Genomic DNA, 22,587 nt, shown 5'->3' on the forward strand with positions numbered 1-22,587 from the left:
AGATGTTGATCAGATTCCGACCAGCCCCTGACCAGGAATTACCTGGTCAGGGGCTGGTCAATATTTATTGCAAGATTGTCGCCTTCCGAAGCTGGTACGAACACGATACGAGGAAAGCCCCACTGCATCAGGCCTGCAGACACAAAAACCGATGGCTTATGAACAAAAAAATCCCCCTTGCATAGTACAAGGAGGATAAAATTAGCATATGACGATGGTTAGTTTTTATGTTTAAATGCATCCACGCCACTTTGTAGGAATGCCTTGTACTCTTCTACATTGTAGTTGGCACCACTCTGGGGCACCAGTTTTTTGCCCGTCGGATCGACAATAACGTACAGCGGCTGCGAATTGCTATCGAATGTAGCCGCTTGAAAATCGCTGTTTTTCTTGCCGATGGTATTGATCTTTTTGCCACTATACTTTGAAACAAATTGTTCGTTTGCAGCCAGCTCGGTTTTATCATCCACAAAAAGTTCGGCCATCACAAATTCTTCTTTTAATAATTTTGCCACAGCTTTGTCCGTCCAGACATTCGCTTCCATTTTACGACAATTGACACAATTCCAGCCCGTAAAATCAATTAAAACAGGCTTGTTTAATTCTTTAGCCGTAGCTAAGGCCTGGTCGTAATCATAATAAGGATCAAATCCCTTAGGCGTGCCTCTGTCATGAAAAATTTCAGCATATTTTTTCACCTTTCCATCTGAATGCGCAACAGCTCCGGCACTTACGCCCGAAGAAAGATCAAAATCTTGTGTTGCCGATGGCGGTAAAAAAGCGGAAATTGATTTTAAAGGCGCTCCCCATAAACCTGGCACCATATAGACCACAAAAGAAAAAACAACAATGGCCAAAATAGTTCGAGGAACAGACAGGAATTTCAGCTCACTATCATGGGAGAACTTGATCTTGCCAATCAGGTATAGCCCCATCAACGCAAAAATAGCAATCCATAGCGACAGGAACACCTCTCTATCCAACAAGTTCCAGTGGTAAGCTAGGTCGACATTGGATAAAAATTTCAACGCTAAAGCGAGTTCCAAAAAGCCTAAAACGACTTTTACACTATTCAGCCAACCGCCAGATTTCGGCAAGGATTTAAGCATCGAAGGAAACATCGCGAACAAACCAAAAGGAATGGCCAGGGCAATGGAGAATCCCAGCATCCCAACTGCTGGACCCAATCGCTCGCCTTTCGAAGCTGCCTCAACCAACAGTGTCCCTATAATCGGTCCCGTACAAGAAAATGAAACCAAGGACAAACTGAAGGCCATAAAGAACAACCCCACTAATCCACCTTTATCCGATTTGGCATCCATTTTATTGACAAAGGAGCTTGGCAAGGTAATTTCAAAAGCACCAAAAAAAGATGCCGCAAAGCCCACCAACAACAAAAAGAAAATGAAGTTGAAGATACCGTTGGTGGAAAGTGCATTGAGTGCATCAGACCCGAATGCGATCGTGATAATCATCCCCAGAGCCACATAAATCACAATAATAAATAATCCATATAACAGGGCTTTACTAATACCACTGGCACGACTCCCCGCCTGTTTGGTAAAATAACTCACCGTCAGCGGTAACATCGGAAAAATACAAGGCATCAATAAAGCGGCAAAACCGCCTAAAAGGCCCGCAATAAAGATACTCCACAGCGATTTTTTGCCTTCTGCCCCAGCTTTGTCTACGATTGGCCCAGCTACCGATTTCATCTGGGCGGAATCGGCTTTTACGGTAGCGGTATCTGGAGACTCCTCAAAGGACAGTGAATCGGGACTTATCGTACCATCCGTAAACTCAAGCCTCTCCAACGTGTTTGTTGTATCCGCTTGGGCAAACATTGCCACAGGCGCAACCAACAACAACAAAAGGATTAATAATTTAAAATTGACTTTCATGTTGTGTTATTCTTAGGTATAAATTGGTTTTTGAATAAATGAAACCCGAGGAGCTAGAGACTCCCCGAGTTAACTATAAACATATGAAACTAAATCTTTTTAAGCACCAAATACCGGATTTGCCAATCTGCAGATCGGTTGAAAACCCGAGAAATCAACGTCCGTAGAAAGATACCCTTCTTTTACCGGCTCCTCTTTCACCAAATCGGTACTTAGGTATTTTTTGTTATCATCACAAAGTAAGGTCACCACGACAGCTTCATCGCCCAGCTCCTGCTGTAATTTAATCGCTCCGATTACATTTGCTCCCGAAGAGATTCCAACAGCCAATCCCAATTGGCGCGATAGCTTCTGCGCCATGATAATGGAGTCGCCATCGTTGGCACATACGACCGTATCGAGTTCATCCAAATCCACAATGGCAGGAATAAACTCATCAGATATTCCCTGAATACGGTGTGAACCTACCTTATGCCCTGTAGTTAAAGTTGGACTTTCTGCCGGTTCTAGCGGATGGACGCGGACATTTGGGTTTACCTTTCTTAAGCTTCTACCCACACCCATGACCGTACCACCAGTTCCCACACCAGCAACAAAAGCATCAGCAACTAAGCCCTGTTCTTCCAGTTGCTTGACAATCTCATAACCGGTGGTTTTCTCATGCGCTTCGGCATTATATTGATTCTCGAATTGCCGTGGAAGAAAAACACCACCTTTTGCAGCAAGCTCTTCACTTAAACGAATACTTCCTAAAAAACCGCCTTCTTCTTTGCTTATCAGCTGTATATCGGCACCCATACTGCGAATAATATCGGTACGTTCCTTACTCAGCCAATTAGGCATAATAATCTTTACCTGATGACCAAGTGCTTTACCGATTGCTGAAAAGGCAATCCCTGTGTTGCCACTTGTGGCTTCAATGACAACATCACTCGGCCGGATCTGACAATTCATATACGCTTTGTATAAAATATAAAGCGCCATCCGATCCTTAATGCTACCAGTCAGATTGTAGTTCTCACATTTCACGAAAATTCGTCCGGGTTTACCTTTGTAAGTATACTGTAGTTCCAACATCGGTGTATTTCCGACCAATCTCCACAGATGTTTGAATCTCTTGTCCAATGCAGGTGACAAACACGCACTTAATAATTCTTGTTCAGCCATTTCTTATAAATGATTATTCTGTTGCAAAATTGACCATTGACAAGATAATATTCAACACATCACTATAATTTCAATAAAAATTAAATTAAAAGATATCAAAACCAATAAATAATTCAGAACAATAGCGTATTTTTACAACCGTACCGAAAATATTCAGATTATGGAATTGGATGAAATAGATGTAAAATTATTACGCCTCCTACAACAAGATGCCTCCATGAGCAATAAAGCGCTATCCTTTGAACTTAACAAATCTATCGCTGCTGTTCACGAACGCGTTAGAAAGCTAAAGCGGTTGGGCTACATCAAAAAAACGGTGGCAATTTTGGACCGCCACAAGATAGGCATTGGGTTAATTTCCTTTTCTCAGGTCTTTCTCAAGGCGCATACTTTTGAAGTGTTGAATGAATTCGAAAAAGAGGTAGCTAAATTTCCCGAGGTGATGGAATGCTACCAAATGGCGGGTTCTTACGACTTTATGTTACGTATCGCAACCAAAGATATGGATGCTTATCATATTTTTCTGCGGCATCGACTGGCCGTACTACCGCAAGTAAATACCGTACAGACCTACTTTGTATTATCGGAGACAAAAAGCGAGACGGCCTACCCCCTTTAAAGGTCGTATTAAAAACGAAAGAAAAGCGCTGTCATGTGTCACCGTGCTCTATAGCACATGACAGCGCTGAAAAAACATCTAATCGAACAACAAGGTTCCTGTCACATTCCAACTACTAAAACTCGTTCCTTCAGGAGCTCCCTGTGGAATCTGCACCTGCATTGTATGGTCGCCGGCTTTTAAATCCCCCAGATCAATGTAGATTGGTGGTGTTACTGTACCCGGGCACCAATTGGAGCGGCTCAGATCGGATGAAGACAGACCTGTGGCAAAATTGCCTGAAGCTGGGTTTGACAAACGGTACGAGCCACAATCATTACGCCAAGGCGTGTATTTAAAGCGTAATGAATTGTCTAGGAAAATGCGGTTTTCCTTCGGCACAAACTCATCTCCGTTCCCCCAGCCTCCATGCCCTGTGGTAATGTAGCGTAATTGCACGTTTTTAGCGTCCTGGTCTAAATGAAACGAAACAGTAAGACCTTTCTCCTTATCAAACATAGATCCATACTCCTGGCCGCCCATTTCCATCACGTTGGTTGTGGTGAATAAAGACATCGTCTTTTTCAGGCTGCCCTTTGACTCGGCATCAAAACCCGGATGCACCGTCAGCTCCACACTCACCTCATGTCCGTTTTTATCATAATTGCCGATGAAGGCCCCTACATAAACTTCCTGCTCGCTCAACATACCAGCCAATTCCGTTACGTCCTGACGGTACAGTACTGAATCTTGCCAAACCTTATCCTTTAACTGAAGATAGTTAAACTGCTTAACACCAAAGGGTGTAAAGAAACGCATCAATTCAACAATGGGCTCAAAAGATGCTGTTTTTACAACGCCTTGATAAGCTTTACCATTTCCATTTTCATACGTAGGCAGGGTACCCATACCATTTTTCATGCCATCCAAAAAGCTTTGCGCCTTGTTGGTCGGGATGATAAAAACTGATCCCGTACGGTCATAGGCATCACCCTTCGATTGTTCGACCAACTGCACAAATACATTATCGCTAGTCTTTATTTTTGGGATCTTCACCTTTTTTACCAAAACAGTCCCATTGGCAAAACGCAAAATAGAATCCGACTTTACATCATCCGCAAAACGTATGCGCTCCTTCCGAAAAACAGGTATTTGGATAAAACGATTCTTCCAGATCAGATCTTTATACGAAAGTTCATCGTACAATTTTTCATTTCCTTTCAGCCGCAGTTGCTCCGGTATCGTCTTTACCTTTTCTACTTTGGTGGCAAAAGTCCGTGTATTCCCGTTGCGGATCACCTCGAGTACCAGACCAAGGTCCTGACCAAGTTCGGTGGGTGCACCTTTTACCCCTAATTTATCGGTATACCAAACTTCTATTTTATTGGAATTGATGCTGGTCTCCACTTTTTTGCAGGGATAGCCCAAGATTGTTTTAGTCTCATTTGTTGTGTTAAATTTTTGCTTCGAAAGCGCGAGCGAATCTTTGGCTAGAATGATTGATCCATCTTTGAGTTTAGCAATTTTAAGTAAGGCATTGCCTCCGGAACGCTCCACCACAACCCGCTCGTATGGCGGCGCCAACTGTCCCTGCATTTCCTTCGCTGAACTGACAAAAGTCTCCTTTTCATTGGCATAGACGAGGATGGCATTTTGATTGGCAGCTGTATTCCCATTGAAACTTTGGTTATATTGAATGACATAACTCGACAGCTTTTGCGCCTGCGACGACAATGACAAACATAAAATAGACGTAAAAAGAATACTTTTCTTCATAGCATGTGTATTGGTTTAGATGCAAAAATAAGAAAGGCTTTAGGAAATCCTAAAGCCTTTCTTATTTTATGCTAAAACGTTTATTTAATCAACCAGATATCCAAGAGGTAGAATACCGCAAAAATCACCGAGGCATAACCATTGGTTGTCATAAAGTCACGATTGACCCGACTTAAATTAGTCGATGAAAACAGGGTATGCTGGTAAATTAGCAATGCACCGTAAAAGGCCACACCTAAATAATAAATCCAACCGACAGGCATCAAAAATGCTGGTATTAAAATAAATATAAAAGAAAACACGTGCAGACCTTCCGAAACGCGCATGGCTCCCTTCGTTCCCAACCAAACGGGTATAGAATTCAGCTGATTGGCCCGATCAAACGCTTCATCCTGCAACGCGTAAATAATATCGAAGCCGCTCACCCAGGTCAACACTGCGAAGCCATAAAGTACCGGAACAGTCGCAAACTGTCCTGTAATAACCATATATGCACCTATTGGAGCCAATCCTAGTCCTGCTCCCAACACAAGATGGCATAAGGGTGTTATGCGCTTCGTATAGGAGTAAAAAAGCACAACAAAAAGTGCAATGGGCGACAACATAAAGCAAAGAGAATTGATAAAATATGTCGCTGCGATAAAAATCAGGCAATTTACTAACGTAAAAATCAATGCATTTTTAGCAGAAATTTTTCCGGCAGGAATATCACGCATGGCCGTTCGCGGATTAATGGCATCAATATCGCGATCCAAATAACGATTGAATGCCATAGCGGCATTACGGGCCGTTACCATACACACGAGCATCAAAACCAATAATTTCCACGAAAAGGTGTAGTCCGTTGTGTGCAATGCCAAAAAGAAGCCGATGAAGGCAAATGGTAATGCAAATACACTATGGGCAAATAAAACTAAGGACAAGTATTTTTTCATCTGAACTTAAGATCTAGCTAAAACTGTTCGTTTCCTTCGGGTTCAGGGCGAACAAATCGGCCATTAACTTCATCAATGGCTTCTAAAATAGGCTCATGGCCCATTTTCTTTTCCGCTGAAGTTAGGAAAATCGGCGGCACCTCTTCAAACCACTGAAGCAATGATTTTTTAAATTTCGCAATGTTCACATCGGATTTGACGGTCGATTGCTTATCGGCCTTGGTGAAAACCAACATAAAGGGTAAACCGCATTCACCCAACCAATAGCAAAAATCCAAGTCTATCTTCTGTGGTTCATGACGGCTATCTACCAATACAAAAACACATTGCAAATTGTCCCGATGAGTAAGATACCTACGGATAAACTTCTCCCATTCCGTGCGACTTGTTTTAGAGGCTTTGGCAAAACCATAACCGGGCAAATCCACCAGATACCAGGTATCGTCGATGATAAAATGATTGATCAATTGAGTCTTACCAGGCTTTTGGGAGGTCTTGGCAAGTCCTTTCTTGTTGGTCATTGCATTGATCAACGATGATTTACCGACATTCGAACGTCCGATAAACGCATACTCCGGCAAATTGGGTGCAGGTAATTTGTCAACTCTCGTGTTACTGCACACGAATTCGGCTTTTTTCACTTCCATGGAACAAAGGTACGTTAAATGAATCCCTTTGACAAGATGTGTACCGCTTCTATTCCATAAAAAAGCTCCGTCTCCTATTTAATTGGCCAGGGACTAAAATGTCCCCAATTATTTTTAACTTTCACTTCAAACGATTCATCAAACAACTGAGCGCATTCCGAAGATGCACTATGCGGTTGGGTATACGTCTTATTAGCCAAATAAAAGAAGTCCTGCATGCCATAAAAAAAATAAATCTTGTAATAAGAAGTCCAATAGGTAAAATGGAAGCATCACCAAACAAGAAATTTTTCGGAGCTGCTGTAACAATTCAGCTGCTCAAGATACTAATCACATAAATAAACGTCAGTCTTTGGGAAAAAAGGAATATTTCTAACAAACTCAAAGAACGAATTAATTAAACCTTAAAATAGATGTTACTCGAAATCAATCATGTCACCAAAGATTACGCCAATCACCGTGCATTGGACGACGTATCCATTCAAATCCCAAAGGGTAAAATTTTCGGACTATTGGGGCCAAACGGGGCTGGAAAAACGTCCCTGATCCGTATTATTAACCAAATTACCGCGCCCGATTCCGGTGAGATTTTGTTTAATGGCGAAGCGCTGGGTCCACAGCATATTGCACAAATCGGCTATTTACCCGAAGAGCGGGGGCTGTACAAAAAAATGAAAATCGGCGATCAAATGTTGTATTTGGCGCAACTTAAAGGACTTTCCAAGCGAGAAGCCCTAGCACGCATCCAAGATTGGTGCCAGCGCCTGGACATCACATCCTGGTTGGACAAAAAAATTGAAGATCTCAGTAAAGGTATGCAGCAAAAAGTACAATTTGTCGCCACGGTCATCCACCAACCACAATTGATTATCTTGGATGAACCCTTTTCGGGATTTGATCCCGTCAATGCCAATATCATAAAAGAACAGATTCTCCGATTGAATCAAGAGGGGGCGACCATTATATTCTCCACACACCGTATGGAGACTGTGGAAGAGCTTTGCGATAATATCGCCCTCATCAACCGATCCAAGAAAATACTCGATGGTTCCGTACAGGCGATTAAAAAAGAATACCGAAATCAAACCTATCGATTGGAATATACAGCCAATGAAGATAATTTTCTTCTATCCGAAGACAGCCTATTTAAAGTCATCACGTACACAAAGCACGACAAAACATACAACACTACAATTCAGCTAAATAACAATATTCATATCAATAATGTCTTAATGCTTTTCTTACCCCAAATACAGCTCAACCAGTTGATCGAAATCGTTCCCTCTATGGCGGATATTTTCATTCAAAAAGTTACACAAGTCTCACCCCTATCTCAAGATCATGCATAAAATATTACTTATCATTCAACGGGAATACCTATCCCGTGTCAAGAAAAAATCTTTTATTGTCATGACTTTTGCCGTGCCATTGTTCTTTTTTGCATTGTATGCAGGCATGTTTTATCTGACAAAAAAGAGCTTTAAAGATTCACACACCGAAGTCTTTATTTTAGATGAACAAGGCGACTTTGCGGGAAAACTGCAAAGCAATAAAAATGTAAGTTATACAATCAGTAAACTGGATCTCCAGGCACAAAAAGCGCAGCTGACCCAAAGTGAAGGAAAACAGTCGATCCTTTATATCCCAAAAGATATTTTAACAAGCCAAAGAGCCGAACTCATTACCAGTGGCAAGACCAGCTTTGTCATACAGGAGATCATTAGCGGACAGCTGGAAGAGATCATCCGTGAAAAGGAATATAAAGCCAAGGGAATTGACCTGCAGATTATCCAGTCCATTAAGCCGAAAGTCAGCATCGATGCAAAAGAAATAACAGCCGACGGCGAAGAAAAGAACAGCAACACGGCCATTGCAATGGGCCTTGGTGTCGCTTTGGCTATCTTAGTCTATCTATCCCTGTTTCTTTATGGTGCCCAGGTAATGCGTGGTATTATCGAAGAAAAGAGCAATCGTATCATCGAAGTTATTATTTCCTCGGTCAAGCCCTTTCAGCTCATGATGGGTAAAATTGTTGGAATCGGTATGGTTGGACTGACCCAATTTGTGATGTGGCTTGTGCTTACCGGGGGCTTATTTATCACAGCAACGCTACTGTTTGTCAATCCGCAGGATATGCAGGAAGTAGCCGCTAGCCAACCTGGAGCGGGTAATATGAGTACCGTATCAAAAGCTATGGCCCAGAATGATTCCGCTTCGATCCTTACGTCGATCCAAAGCTTTAATTTCACGGAGGTCATCATTTTCTTCTTTCTGTTTTTTATTGCCGGATACCTATTGTATAGTGCTATTTTCGCTGCTGCAGGCTCAGCTGTCGACAACGAAACAGAGGCCAATCAGTTTTCCATGCCCATTACCATGCCCTTGCTATTGACCTATATTCTTTCTTTCGGCGTCATTATCAATGATCCCAATGGACCGATTGCAACATGGTTGAGCTTTATTCCATTCACCTCACCGATCGCCATGCTCGTTCGCATACCTTTTGGTGTACCCCTATGGCAGATCCTGACCTCGTTGACCTTGCTCATACTGACCTTCTTATTGGTAACCTGGGTCGCTGCACGTATCTACCGCGTCGGGATTTTGATCTATGGAAAAAAGGCAAATCTCAAAGAAATCATCAAATGGTTCAATTACAAAAGTTAGTTATGTACTGAACTAATTACGCATGGCTGTCGGATATCCCCGATCTATGTCAGCGCTCAACTAAAAGAACGGGGCCAAATTGCAAGCAATTTGGCCCCGTTCTTTTAAGCCCCCGATTAGGATGCGATCAGATGCAATGCGATCAGCTCCTAAGGACAGCTCAATTAATATCTTAATTTCAATTTTTTAAAGACAAAATGCCACAGCCATATCGGTCCGACAAGTAAAAACTGCAGAAACTGTTGTCCTGTGATTTTCTTCTTTTCCTTTCCCTTACCGATAAACAGCGCGACAATAGATAGCAATGCGATTCCCAAACACACCCAGATGACAGCCGGGCCACCGTTCTTCTGTGCGTATTCCAGTTGCACGATAAAGAAACTCATACCCCCGATCGAGAATAATATCGCATAGGACAAGGTTGCAGACAGCTTTAAATAATAATAAATGACAATAGCGATGAAGAAAGAGCCCCAATTCAAAAAGGTATGCCAATTGAGTTTGACCAAGAATTCGAACTGTGGAAATGGAATCATCCAGATGCAGCCCATGATACCAAAAAATAATAATGGTAAAAAGATGGCCTGAATCAGGCGGTTGGTCGGATCCTGAAAATTAGCATCCAGCTCCGCAAAATACTTATCTACGGGACGTAAAGGTTCGACTTCTTGAACTTTCTTCTTTTGTTTCATTCGGCAAATTTAACAAATATTGAGCATGCCTTAGGTCTTAAAAATGATAATATTCCCTATTTTTTGGTCTGCCCTAGGTCATTATCTGCTTTCAGGGCAAACAAACTCGCTTACTCCTATTCTATTCCGTAATATTGCAGCATGAAGTCTTACAAACATATCTTATTCGATCTGGACGGAACCCTGACCGACCCTGCAGAAGGGATTACAAAATGTATTGCCTATGCCTTGGAGTCCAAAGGCATCCATACAGCCGATCTGAATAGCCTCAAACCCTTGATCGGTCCGCCCCTTAAAGATTCTTTCATACATACCTTTGGATTTGGGGAAAGCGAAGCAATTGCCTGTGTAGAAAAATATCGGGAGCGCTTTTCAGTCATAGGACTGTACGAGAACATCCTGTTTGATCGCATACCCGAGCTTTTAACGCTCCTGAAAACAAAAGGGTACAGCATCTATCTGGCGACCTCCAAACCCGAAATATTCGCCCACAAAATATTACAACACTTTGAAATAAATACCTATTTTGATTTTGCGGGTGGAAGCGCTTTGGACGATTCCAGACCGACCAAAACCAGCGTCATCCAATATGTCATGGAAAAGGCCAAACTAACAAATCCACAGGAATGCCTCATGATCGGCGATCGTAAACATGATCTGATTGGCGCAAGGGAAACTGCCATGGATGCCGTTGGCGTACTGTATGGCTATGGTAGCCAAGCCGAACTCGAGCAGGAGTCACCGACCTATCTCATCCAGACAGTGCCTGACCTAATCGAATTTTTCAATTAAAAAATAGGGATCCTAAATTAAAGACAATTTAGGTTGAGTCCATTTAGGTCAACTTGATTCAAGTCTAGTCTATTCAAGTCCGGTCTATTCAGGTCTGGTCTATTCAGATCAATTCCAATACAGTCTATTGACACCAATTCAAGTCCATTCACCAGGCAAGACACAAGTCAATTCAGGCTAATTCTACTCAGGCCAAGTTTATTGAGAACAGTTCAAGTCAATACCCAAACACCTTGAATAACTGAAATCATCCTGTTGAGCGAAAGCTGTAGAATTCCATAAAAAAAGCTCCAATCAAAATGATTGGAGCTTTTTTAAGATGGATCCTTAGGATCTATTTTGCGTAAGACACCGATCTTGTCTCACGGATAACAGTTACTTTAATTTGCCCTGGATACGTCATTTCCGTTTGGATACGGTTAGAGATATCAGCAGCGAGTATTTCCGACTGCGCATCAGAGACCTTCTCACTCTCCACGATGACACGTAGTTCACGACCAGCTTGTATCGCGAAGGTCTTCTCAACCCCAGGATACGATAAAGCCAAGTCTTCCAGCTCTTTTAAGCGCTTGATATAACTTTCTACAACCTCACGGCGTGCGCCCGGGCGTGCGCCAGAAATCGCATCACAGGCTTGAACAACCGGAGATATTAAAGCCGTCATTTCGATCTCATCATGGTGAGCACCAATTGCGTTACATACATCAGGATGTTCCTTGTATTTCTCTGCAAGTTGCATACCTAAAATAGCGTGTGGCAACTCTGGATTGTCATCAGGCACTTTACCAATATCGTGTAGTAATCCAGCACGTTTCGCATGTTTAACATTCAGGCCCAGTTCTGCTGCCATTGTCGCTGCAAAATTAGCAACCTCACGCGAGTGCTGTAAAAGATTCTGTCCGTAAGATGAACGGTAACGCATACGCCCTACCATACGAATCAATTCGGGGTGCAAACCATGGATCCCCAAATCGATCGCTGTACGTTCACCGATTTCAACAATTTCATCCTCAATTTGCGTCCGTGTTTTTGCAACAACTTCCTCAATACGTGCCGGGTGGATACGTCCATCGGTTACCAAACGGTGTAAAGCTAAACGTGCGATTTCCCGACGTACAGGATCGAAACCGGATAGGATAATTGCTTCAGGTGTATCATCTACGATGATCTCTACGCCCGTTGCAGCTTCCAATGCACGAATATTACGACCTTCACGACCAATAATACGGCCCTTAATTTCATCATTTTCAATATTGAAAATTGAAACGGTATTTTCGATTGCAGATTCCGTAGCGGTGCGTTGAATCGTCTGTATAACAACCTTTTTCGCCTCTTTAGTCGCTGTCAATTTTGCCTCATCCACAATATCTTTGATTTGAATCATGGCTTGTGAGCGGGCTTCTTCACGCAACGAATCCACCAATTGATTTTTTGCTTCGTCGGCAGTTACGCCAGCGATGCTTTCCAATTGCTTAATCTGTTGCAATTTTAACGCTTCTACTTCCTCGGATTTCTTTTCATTCAGTTCAACCAATTTATCCAATTGCTTTTTCTTGGTATCCACCTCCTGCTTGTCGCGGTTGATGTTTTCCAATTTTTGGTTAATTGACTGCTCTTTTTGTCTTAACGTATTTTCCTTCTGGTTGATGGCATTGTTACGTTGATTGACTTCCTTTTCATGTTCAGATTTTAATTGAAGGAACTTTTCTTTGGCCTCTAACAGGCGTTTCTTTTTAATGTGTTCCCCTTCCTGCTCTGCATCTTTCAGTATGCTATTTACCTTATCCTTGGCTTCCTGTTCTTGCTTTTTAAACAACAAAACCAATAGATAACGACCTATAACAACACCAACAATCAGAGAAATTATGCTATAAATTGCGATGTCCATGTATGTATAATTGTATTATTATGTTTGTTTTTATTAATTATATTCAAATTCCAGTAAAATCATGAATCGTCCTATTCCCCTTCTTTGGTATGCACCAATGTGGCGAGCCTGATAAGCTCATAAGACTTCATGACAAAAAAAAACCGCAATTAAATTTAAACAGGTCTCATGTATTATTAAACTTCGTGATTACATAATTAGGCTTAGATTATGACCCAGATGGCTTTCGCAAAATGGCCTATATCTTTTTGCGCCTGTAATATTGAAGCGTTAAGTTTAAAATAGTGACAACCCGAATTTAATTGCGGCAAATTCGTCGTTTAAGCTCTAAATATAAAGAACGTAAATTTATTTTTTAAAGAAATCCGTCAACAACTGATCAAGTTCCTGTACTGAATTTTCCAAGCCCACTTCGTGGTTTTGGGACTGCCGCTCTGCATTAAGCATACGCGTCGCAAATTGCAATACACACATGGACAACAAATCCTGCTTATCTCTCACAGTATAGTTTTCCTGCAATTCCTTTACTTTTTCATTTATCAATTTCGCAGCATGTCGAATTACTTCTTCTTCCGCGCTCTCCACCCGAAGGGGATAAACACGATCTGCGATATTTATTTTTATGGAAATCTCTCCCATTTCTTTGAGCTTTTTAACGTTGTATTAGTTTGAATCCGATAACACTTCTCCCAACTATTTCAACAAACTAATACATTTGTCTATTTCCCGCACAAAATCGTTAATTTTTTGTTTTGTGTCAAGTATTTTTTCATTAATTGCTTCCTTATCCGTTTCAGAATCTAACGTGCGGGCAACTGCCAACGCTTTGACCTTCTCTTCCAACTGCTTGCTCTTATCGTTGCTCGCATCGAAAGCCACTTTTAAGGATTGTACCTCTAATTTAAGCAAATCATTTTCTTCTTGCAAGACTTCGCACAATTGAATTAAATTTTTCGTTTTCTCAACGATCAGATTCATTTGTGAAGACAATGTTGCCATAGTATAAATTGAATATTACCAATTAATGTTGTATCTCTCGTTAACCACGCACTTCCGCGCCTAGTTCCTTCTCAAAATTAACAATTAATTTTTGAACTATCGCATCAATTTGCTTATCCGTAAGTGTTTTTTCTTCATCCTGCAAGATAAAGCTCAGAGCATAAGACTTTTTCCCTTCCGGAATTTTATCACCTTTATACACATCAAACACATTTACCTCCTTCAAAAGCTTGCGTTCGGTCTTTTGAGCAACAAATTGTAGCTTATCGAAGCTCACATTTTCATCGATCAAGAGCGACAAATCTCTGCGCACAGCCGGGAATTTGGAAACTTCTTTGTATTGAATGCTATTCTTACGAATAATTTTCATCAAAACATCCCAGTCAAAATCAGCAAAGAAAACCTGACCTTCAACATCTGCTTTTTTCAAATCTGCGTTCGCGATTGCACCAAAAGAAACTAAACATTTCTGCCCTTTCATATAGTTCAAACCATAGGCGAAATGTGTACTTGTAGCATCTTGTATCTGAATTCCTTCAATTTTCAAGCGTTTGATAAGCGTATCTACAGCCGCTTTAAGGTTATAGAAATTAACCGCGTCTTTTTTGCTGTTCCATTGCTCAGCTTCATTTTTACCTGCCATGGCAAAAGCCAGATGCTGCGTTTCTTTATAGCTTTCACCATCCAGCGCATAAGTTTTACCGAATTCGAAGAACTTCAGGTCAAAGTTTCTTCGTTTTTGGTTATATTCAATCGCACTCAAAACAGAAAAAACCATATTTTGACGCATTGTATCCAAATCCGAGCTCAATGGATTATACAATTTGACCGCCGTTTCGCTATCATCCGCATAATCCAGCTTCGTTAGGGAGTTGGACAGAATTTCACGAAACCCATTGGCGATGAGTAGATCAGCCAATTGATTTAAGACAACTTCCTTATCCGGCTTCTCAACCGTATTTAAAGAGGCCTTAATTTGTGACTTCAACTCGATATTGTTATAACCATAAATCCGCAACACTTCCTCCACAACGTCTACCTCGCGTGTGACATCAACGCGGTATGCAGGCACCAACACATCAAGTCCTGTTTCAGTTTCTGAAGCGACTTCAATGCCAAGAGCGACAATAATGGATTTAATTTCTTCATTTGGGATCGCCTGACCGATCAAACGAACCACATTCGCATAGCTCACGTGAAATGAAAACGGGTTAATCACCACGGGATACTCATCTTTTAGCGTCGATGAAATCGTTCCACCCGCAATTTCCTGAATCAATAAAGCTGCGCGCTTCAAGGCTTCAACCGTAATATTCGGATCGATACCACGTTCGAAACGGAAAGAGGCATCTGTTTTTAAGCCATGTCTTTTGGAGGTCTTCCGTACAGAAACAGCATTGAAATAGGCCGACTCCAAAAATACATTGGTCGTTTCAGCTGATACACCCGAATGTGCTCCACCGAAAACACCCGCAATACACATTGGTTTTTCAGCATCTGCAATCACCAAGTCCTCTGCAGACAAGGTACGCTCCACACCATCCAGCGTAACAAATTTTTCACCCTCAGTCGCCAAACGAACAATGACTTTATTTCCCGCAATTTTATCAGCATCAAAAGCATGCAGTGGCTGACCTAAATCGTGTAGTATATAATTGGTAACATCGACAATATTATTGATCGGACGAACACCGATAACATTTAATTTCTCTTTTAACCAATCGGGAGATTCGCCAACGCGAACACCGGTAATATTGATACCACTATAACGTGGGCTTGCCTGAGCGTCTGCAACAATCACTGTCGTTCCCTCCGCCTCAGCAGCCTTAAATGCAGAAACATCTGCCTTTAACACGTGTGTACGAAAATGTGCCGCAATATCTCTTGCAACGCCTAAATGCGAAGCAGCATCTGCACGGTTTGGTGTTAAGCCAATTTCATAACGGTAATCATCCTGGATATTGAAATGATCTTTCACTAAGGTCCCCACAGCAACGTCAGCTGGTAATTCAACGATACCGGCATGAGATGTACCCAAACCGATTTCATCTTCTCCACATAACATACCTTCGGAAACTTCACCACGAATTTTAGATTTGGTAATTTTAAAAGGCTCTCCGGTAAGCGGATGGCAAGTAGTACCTACTGTAGCAACAATAACTTTCAATCCTGTACGACAGTTTGGTGCACCACATACAATGTGCAATAACTCCGGTCCACCGACATCAACAGTGGTTACTCTTAATTTATCGGCATTAGGATGCTGTTCACAAGTTTTCACTTCACCAACAACCAAACCATCCAATCCACCTGGGATACTCTGCACGACGTCCAAAGCTTCTACTTCCAATCCTGTATTTGTTAAGATCAGCGATAGTTCCTCCGGTGTCGAATCTATATTAACGTGTTGTTTTAACCAATTATATGAAATATTCATCTCGAATCTGATTTGATGCACAAACTTAGATAAATTTGAGTTTATATCCAACGTCAATTTGCCGATCATCGCCGGAAGTCCTGAATTTGAAGATAGCTGGCAGCCCCTATCCTCACCGGCTGTATGACAAATTACCATATGATCTAAGGGGTTGTTGGGCTTCGGCGAACAAACCGACTTGCCACAGGGCGTTTTTCTTGCGCTATTGCTTATGCTTTTTCAGGTTTTCCGCATGGACAAGGTGCTTTGGGCTTTGGTCGGCACATCGTTGGCCTTGGTTCGGGGCAGCTTCGGGACATGGCCTGAACATGGTCGGGATTGCTTCGCCTGCTGTTCGGCCGTTGTTCGGCTCCTTGTCGAAGCGGACCCGAATCTTTCCCGAAGCCCAGTCGAAGCCCAGCCGAAGCTGTCTCGAAGCGGACCCGAGCCGTTCCCGAAGCAATCCCGATCCGTTGCCGAATAGCGTACGGATTTGAACGGACTTGAGCGGATTTAAAGGGAATTAAACGGACTTTAGGCATATACACTCCGCTCTTGAATAAGCAAGCCCCAACACAATTTCATAAAAAAAGCCTTATCAAATTGTACCAATTTTTATCCTTTTTATGTCCAATCTTAAAGACCTATTTTTTAATCAAAAATCCAGTCATTTCCATAAAAATAATATGTAACTTTGTGCTTTAATTTGAAGAACGTTCAAAACAAACATTTATAATGATTCATTTCTTTGAGAACCCATCGAACACTGTATATGGTGTTCAAAGCGTAAACTCTTTATCACAAGAAGACATTACTAAACTCAACTGGCTATTCGGCAACGCCAAAAAACTAGACGACCAAAACCTTAACCATTACTTTGTAGGACCCCGCGCCGCGATGGTTACTCCCTGGAGTACCAATGCAGTAGAAATCACGCAAAATATGGGAATTGCAGGAATTGTTCGTATAGAAGAATTTCAACCGGTACCAGCGGATTTCAATGACTTCGATCCAATGATTTCACAAAAGTTCAGTATGTTGACACAGGACATGTATACCGTCAACATTACACCTGAACCGATATTGGAAATTGAAGACATCGAGGCCTACAACAAATCTGAGGGCCTAGCGCTAAATCCAGAAGAAGTAGATTACCTCAATAACCTTTCGACCAAATTGGGTCGTCTGCTTACAGACTCGGAAGTATTCGCTTTTTCGCAAGCGAATTCTGAACACTGTAGACACAAGATTTTCAATGGTACCTTTATCATTGATGGCGAAGAGCAACCCACTTCCCTCTTTAAATTAATTAAAAAGACTTCTGAAACCAATCCGAACGAGATTGTTTCTGCTTATAAAGATAACGTTGCCTTTGTCAAAGGTCCACGTGTCACACAATTTGCACCTAAATCGGCCGACAAACCTGACTTTTACGAAGAGAAAGCATTTGATTCGGTTTTATCCGTAAAAGCTGAAACACACAATTTCCCGACTACTGTAGAACCATTTTCGGGTGCTGCAACTGGGTCAGGTGGTGAAATCCGCGACCGTATGGCCGGTGGCCAAGGAGCGATTCCATTGGCGGGTACTGCCGTATACATGACTGCTTATTCGCGATTGGAACAAAATAAATTGGACCTTCAGGCAGGAACAGTTACTGAACCGGCAAAGGAACTTAACAAAACGCGGCCATGGGAAAATGCGATGCAAGAGCGTCAATGGTTGTACCAGACCCCGGTTGACATCCTGATTAAAGCTTCCAATGGTGCTTCTGACTTCGGTAATAAGTTTGGTCAGCCCTTAATTACAGGTTCTGTATTGACCTTCGAGCATGAAGAGGATGGCCGTAAACTTGGTTACGACAAAGTCATTATGCAAGCGGGTGGTGTTGGTTATGGAAAACTGGATCAAGCGAAAAAACATACGCCGAAAACTGGCGATAAAGTTGTTATCCTAGGTGGAGAAAATTACCGCATCGGAATGGGTGGCGCTGCTGTATCTTCTGCAGATACAGGGGCATTTGGTTCTGGAATTGAGCTTAATGCCATTCAACGTTCCAATCCCGAAATGCAAAAACGTGCAGCGAATGCTGTTCGTGGCTTAGTAGAGTCTGATCATAACCCTATTGTCTCTATCCACGATCATGGTGCAGGTGGCCACTTAAACTGTTTATCTGAACTTGTTGAAGAGACCGGCGGCTTGATTGACCTGGATGCACTTCCTGTAGGTGATCCGACACTATCCGCAAAAGAAATTATCGGTAATGAATCGCAAGAACGTATGGGACTTGTCATCGCCGAAGATGATATTGACACCTTAAAACGTGTTGCCGATCGCGAACGTGCACCAATGTACACCGTAGGTGATGTCACTGGCGACCACCGCTTTACTTTCGAATCAAAAAGTACGGGTGAAAAACCAATGGATTATGCCCTTGAAGATTTCTTTGGCTCATCGCCAAAAACTTTCATGCGCGATAAAACCGTAGTTCGCAACTACGCTGATCTTGCTTATGATGCAGCCAACATTCCAAGCTACTTAAACCAAGTATTACAACTGGAAGCGGTTGCTTCCAAAGATTGGTTAACCAATAAAGTAGACCGTTGTGTTGGTGGCCGTGTTGCCAAACAACAATGTGCGGGTCCATTGCAATTGCCGTTGAATAACGTCGGTGTCATGGCATTGGATTATAAAGGTAAAGAAGGTATTGCGACAACAATAGGTCACTCCCCTGTGGCTGCCTTAGTGGATCCGGCTGCGGCAAGCAGAACGGCTATTGCGGAATCGCTTTCCAACATCGTATTTGCCCCAATCAAAAACGGTCTTGCAGGAATCTCCCTATCGGCCAACTGGATGTGGGCAGCCAATAATGAGGGTGAAGATGCCCGCTTATACCAAGCTGTTAAAGCATGCTCGGATTTTGCCATTGCATTGGGAATCAATATCCCGACGGGAAAAGATTCTTTGTCGATGAAGCAAAAATATCCAAACGGCGAAAACGTCATTGCCCCTGGCACATTGATCATTTCTGCCGCAGGAAACTGTACTGATATCACCAAAGTGGTTGAACCTGTGCTAAACAAAACGGCCGGATCGATCTATTACATCAACTTATCAAAAGATCAGTTCAAATTAGGCGGTTCGTCATTTGCACAAATCATCAATAAATTAGGTACTGAAGTACCGACCATTCAAGATGCTGCTTACTTTAAAACAGCATTCAATACCGTACAGCAATTAATTCACGAAGGACAGATCGAAGCTGGGCACGACGTCGGATCGGGTGGCTTGATTACCACCTTATTGGAAATGACCTTTGCCGATGTTAATCTTGGTGCCAATTATGACCTTTCGGCATTACATGAATCGGATAGCGTAAAAGCCTTCTTTAATGAGAATATCGCACTTGTCCTTCAAGCAAAAGACGACGCTGCTTTCGAAGCAATCGTGAAAGATGCCGGTGTAAACGCGGTTAAAATTGGTCAGGTGATCGAAGGTAATACAGTGACGATTAAAAATCAAGAAGCGGTATTCAGCTTTGATGTAGCAGCAACACGTGATGTATGGTTTACGACATCCTTCCTTTTGGATTCCAAGCAATCTAAAAATGGAACTGCACAACAACGTTTTGATAATTATAAACACCAACCCCTAGCCTTTACTTTCCCAAGTCAATTTGATGGTAAGAAACCAAAAATCGACGGAACTAAAGCACGTCCGAAAGCGGCAATCCTTCGTGAGAAAGGTTCCAACTCCGAACGCGAAATGGCAAATGCCATGTTCTTGGCAGGCTTTGATGTGAAAGATGTTCACATGACCGATTTGATCACTGGTCGTGAGACATTGGAAGACATCCAATTTATCGGTGCCGTCGGAGGCTTCTCGAACTCAGATGTATTGGGTTCGGCAAAAGGTTGGGCCGGTGCTTTCCTTTACAATGAAAAAGCGAAAAAAGCCTTAACCGACTTCTTTGCTCGTCCGGATACACTTTCGGTTGGTATCTGTAATGGATGTCAGTTATTTATGGAACTTGAAATGATCAATCCTGAGCATGAAATCCATGGAAAAATGCTACACAATACTTCAGGGAAACACGAGTCAAACTTTGTGTCTGTAAAAGTTCAGGAAAACAATTCGGTCATGTTATCGACACTAGCGGGAAGTACCTTAGGGGTTTGGATTTCACACGGGGAAGGAAAATTCAACCTTCCGTATGCGGAAGAGCAATACAATATCGTGGCAAAATATGCTTATGAGCAATATCCGCATAACCCAAATGGTTCGGACTATAATACGGCAATGGTCTGCGATAAGACTGGACGCCACTTGGCTACGATGCCACATATTGAGCGTTCGGTGTTCCAATGGCATTGGGCAAATTATCCAAAAGGTCGTCAGGACGAAGTTTCTCCTTGGATTGAAGCATTCGTTAATGCACGTCAATGGATTGACGAGCAAGGCAAATAAAAAAAAAAAACTCCTTCATGTATGAAGGAGTTTTTTTTTAGATATCCCTTTTGTATCCTGGTTTGTTCATCATTTGATCTAGGGAGTATTTTCCAGAGCCCATGACCATAAAAAAGATCAGCAAAAAGAATACGACTATAGAAAGCCACAATTCGGAATTCAAATAACTAAACCCGTGGGTGATATTAACAAAAAATACAGCCCCTACCAGTACCGGAAATAGCAGTAGTGAGGCCAAACGGGTTTGAAAACCTAAAATTAGGAACAACCCTCCCACCAAATGGGTAAAAACCACATAGTGAACAGCACCCCATGATGATAAGTGGAAACTACTTTGCTCAATCATATGTTGAACAACATCCCTATCATTTACGAAACTTACACCTTTGGCAAAAATAACGACCCCTAAGGCTATTCTTAGGTAATCAATCCATTGTGGGTGATGAGCATCGCCCCAATGTTCAATTTTGTGTATCAGGTTCATAACATACCTCCTTTTTATAGATGGTTATAGCCTAATAACACTTGAACAGCAAAAAAGTTGTTCGCATGAGATGATTCACTATCAAAATGTTACGAAGTGAATACATCCCCACGCCTACACAATACTTCGGATAAGACTAATCGCTGCCAAATCAGGCCTACGCTGTTTTCAAAATCAATCAATCAATCAATCAACGCAACTGTAGGTTAGGAGAAAAAAAGTCGAATAACAAAATCCCAAAACGCGGTTGTCAGCAGCCCCACAACGATACTAAAACCGATCACCAGATTGACCAATTTGGTATTCAGATGGTATTGCTCGGCAATGATCCCTGAGGTTACCAAGGTTGGCATAGCCGCTTCGAATATACTGATCCGCGCAACAGCGCCCTTTACACCAAGTAGTAAAGCAAATAGTAATACCAATGCTGGGGCAAGAATCAATTTATAACTCATCGCTGTACTGATCTGCGAAATCTGTTGTCGCCAGCCATCAAACTTCAACTGTAAACCAATAGAAAATAAGGCCAAGGGTCCAACGGTCGCCACCAGCTTATCAAAAAAGGGCTCGGCAACTGAAAGATCAACCAATTGCGACAGCATTAAGGCTGTTATACAACCGATCAGGGGTGGAAAGTTGACTAACTTTCGAAGCATAAATTTGACATCGATCGCCTCGCCATCTTGGGCATTCGCTCGCAGTGCATTGATAAGTCCAGCTGTAGAAAGTAGAATAAATGTGGTTTGGTCGCAAATAATCGCAATCGGCAACTGGGCTTCGCCAAAATAGGCGATGATCAATGGAAAGCCAATAAAGGACGTATTGCTATAACCAGCGGCCAATTCCAAACTACTGCGCGAACGCTGTTTATAGTTTTTACGCCTACAGTACATTTCCATAAATAACCAACTACCTGCCCAAACGAGGATTGCCGAAAACACCGGAAACAGTAATTGCGATGACCATACAATCTTCGGAATATATTTGAAAGACACCGCTGGAAGGGCAAAATAAAGAATCCAGGTATTGATCCCTTTATGTGCTTCGGAATGAATTAAATTTGTTCGCTTTAACAGCATCCCTGCCGCGATGCAAAATGCAATCATTATAAAATTGACCATGTTTTATTACCATTTTATACGACACAAAGGTGCAATA

18 protein-coding genes are annotated in these 22,587 nt (G+C 42.1%); 5 read left to right on the forward strand and 13 right to left on the reverse strand.

Annotated elements, in window-relative coordinates; all coding sequences use genetic code 11:
• Positions 1 to 218: 218 nt before the first annotated feature.
• Together B3P16_RS21520 and B3P16_RS21525 are read right to left on the reverse strand one after the other, a co-directional pair.
• Complete coding sequence (locus B3P16_RS21520) at positions 219 to 1,901, reverse strand: protein-disulfide reductase DsbD family protein (protein WP_286844285.1); 1,683 nt, start codon at positions 1,899 to 1,901, stop codon at positions 219 to 221.
• 99 nt (positions 1,902 to 2,000) lie between these two features.
• On the reverse strand, positions 2,001 to 3,068 hold the full coding sequence (locus B3P16_RS21525; RefSeq protein WP_115048063.1) for a PLP-dependent cysteine synthase family protein: 1,068 nt from the start codon (positions 3,066 to 3,068) through the stop codon (positions 2,001 to 2,003).
• A 160-nt stretch (positions 3,069 to 3,228) separates the two neighbouring features.
• Here B3P16_RS21525 and B3P16_RS21530 point away from each other — a divergent pair, with 160 nt between their 5' ends.
• Positions 3,229 to 3,687: an Lrp/AsnC family transcriptional regulator gene (locus tag B3P16_RS21530; RefSeq protein WP_046675839.1), complete on the forward strand. Its 459-nt coding sequence runs from the start codon at positions 3,229 to 3,231 to the stop codon at positions 3,685 to 3,687.
• Positions 3,688 to 3,765: 78 nt separating this feature from the next.
• Here B3P16_RS21530 and B3P16_RS21535 read toward each other — a convergent pair whose 3' ends face one another.
• The 3 genes from B3P16_RS21535 to yihA all read right to left on the reverse strand — a co-directional run bounded on the left by B3P16_RS21535 (position 3,766) and on the right by yihA (position 7,024).
• On the reverse strand, positions 3,766 to 5,442 hold the full coding sequence (locus B3P16_RS21535) for a PNGase F N-terminal domain-containing protein (RefSeq protein ID WP_286844287.1): 1,677 nt from the start codon (positions 5,440 to 5,442) through the stop codon (positions 3,766 to 3,768).
• An 80-nt stretch (positions 5,443 to 5,522) separates the two neighbouring features.
• Complete coding sequence (locus B3P16_RS21540; RefSeq protein WP_286754414.1) at positions 5,523 to 6,377, reverse strand: UbiA-like polyprenyltransferase; 855 nt, start codon at positions 6,375 to 6,377, stop codon at positions 5,523 to 5,525.
• Between the two features lie 17 nt (positions 6,378 to 6,394).
• Positions 6,395 to 7,024, reverse strand: a complete 630-nt coding sequence (gene yihA, locus B3P16_RS21545) for a ribosome biogenesis GTP-binding protein YihA/YsxC (protein ID WP_046676372.1) — start codon at positions 7,022 to 7,024, stop codon at positions 6,395 to 6,397.
• A 413-nt stretch (positions 7,025 to 7,437) separates the two neighbouring features.
• On the opposite strand from yihA, the gene B3P16_RS21550 reads away from it, so the two are divergent.
• Positions 7,438 to 8,373: an ABC transporter ATP-binding protein gene (locus B3P16_RS21550; RefSeq protein WP_286844288.1), complete on the forward strand. Its 936-nt coding sequence runs from the start codon at positions 7,438 to 7,440 to the stop codon at positions 8,371 to 8,373.
• Positions 8,366 to 9,691 carry an ABC transporter permease gene (locus B3P16_RS21555; protein ID WP_046675835.1) on the forward strand — a complete coding sequence of 442 codons (1,326 nt, stop codon included), beginning with the start codon at positions 8,366 to 8,368 and terminating at the stop codon, positions 9,689 to 9,691. The genes B3P16_RS21550 and B3P16_RS21555 overlap by 8 nt, the downstream gene beginning before the upstream one ends.
• A gap of 164 nt (positions 9,692 to 9,855) precedes the next feature.
• Here B3P16_RS21555 and B3P16_RS21560 read toward each other — a convergent pair whose 3' ends face one another.
• Positions 9,856 to 10,383 carry an Mpo1-like protein gene (locus tag B3P16_RS21560; RefSeq protein ID WP_046675834.1) on the reverse strand — a complete coding sequence of 176 codons (528 nt, stop codon included), beginning with the start codon at positions 10,381 to 10,383 and terminating at the stop codon, positions 9,856 to 9,858.
• Between the two features lie 141 nt (positions 10,384 to 10,524).
• On the opposite strand from B3P16_RS21560, the gene B3P16_RS21565 reads away from it, so the two are divergent.
• Positions 10,525 to 11,175: an HAD-IA family hydrolase gene (locus B3P16_RS21565; RefSeq protein WP_286832012.1), complete on the forward strand. Its 651-nt coding sequence runs from the start codon at positions 10,525 to 10,527 to the stop codon at positions 11,173 to 11,175.
• Between the two features lie 334 nt (positions 11,176 to 11,509).
• Here the strand turns inward: B3P16_RS21565 and rny are convergent, their stop codons facing one another.
• The 5 genes from rny to B3P16_RS21590 all read right to left on the reverse strand — a co-directional run bounded on the left by rny (position 11,510) and on the right by B3P16_RS21590 (position 17,020).
• Complete coding sequence (gene rny / locus B3P16_RS21570) at positions 11,510 to 13,063, reverse strand: ribonuclease Y (protein ID WP_286754411.1); 1,554 nt, start codon at positions 13,061 to 13,063, stop codon at positions 11,510 to 11,512.
• A gap of 348 nt (positions 13,064 to 13,411) precedes the next feature.
• Entirely contained in the window at positions 13,412 to 13,702 is a 291-nt protein-coding gene (locus B3P16_RS21575; RefSeq protein WP_046675831.1) for a cell division protein ZapA, read from the reverse strand.
• Positions 13,703 to 13,756: 54 nt separating this feature from the next.
• Entirely contained in the window at positions 13,757 to 14,062 is a 306-nt protein-coding gene (locus tag B3P16_RS21580) for a hypothetical protein (protein ID WP_046675830.1), read from the reverse strand.
• A gap of 40 nt (positions 14,063 to 14,102) precedes the next feature.
• Entirely contained in the window at positions 14,103 to 16,499 is a 2,397-nt protein-coding gene (gene pheT / locus B3P16_RS21585) for a phenylalanine--tRNA ligase subunit beta (protein ID WP_286844289.1), read from the reverse strand.
• Between the two features lie 209 nt (positions 16,500 to 16,708).
• Positions 16,709 to 17,020: a hypothetical protein gene (locus tag B3P16_RS21590; RefSeq protein ID WP_286844290.1), complete on the reverse strand. Its 312-nt coding sequence runs from the start codon at positions 17,018 to 17,020 to the stop codon at positions 16,709 to 16,711.
• Between the two features lie 193 nt (positions 17,021 to 17,213).
• Here B3P16_RS21590 and purL point away from each other — a divergent pair, with 193 nt between their 5' ends.
• Positions 17,214 to 20,945 carry a phosphoribosylformylglycinamidine synthase gene (gene purL, locus B3P16_RS21595; protein ID WP_286832015.1) on the forward strand — a complete coding sequence of 1,244 codons (3,732 nt, stop codon included), beginning with the start codon at positions 17,214 to 17,216 and terminating at the stop codon, positions 20,943 to 20,945.
• Positions 20,946 to 20,982: 37 nt separating this feature from the next.
• On the opposite strand, the gene B3P16_RS21600 is transcribed toward purL, so the two are convergent.
• Positions 20,983 to 21,429: a DoxX family protein gene (locus B3P16_RS21600; protein ID WP_075991990.1), complete on the reverse strand. Its 447-nt coding sequence runs from the start codon at positions 21,427 to 21,429 to the stop codon at positions 20,983 to 20,985.
• A gap of 206 nt (positions 21,430 to 21,635) precedes the next feature.
• Complete coding sequence (locus B3P16_RS21605; protein ID WP_286832017.1) at positions 21,636 to 22,550, reverse strand: AEC family transporter; 915 nt, start codon at positions 22,548 to 22,550, stop codon at positions 21,636 to 21,638.
• Between the last annotated feature and the right edge of the window lie 37 nt (positions 22,551 to 22,587).

The organism is Sphingobacterium sp. UBA7631, from assembly GCF_002483935.1.
Classification (GTDB): domain Bacteria; phylum Bacteroidota; class Bacteroidia; order Sphingobacteriales; family Sphingobacteriaceae; genus Sphingobacterium; species Sphingobacterium multivorum.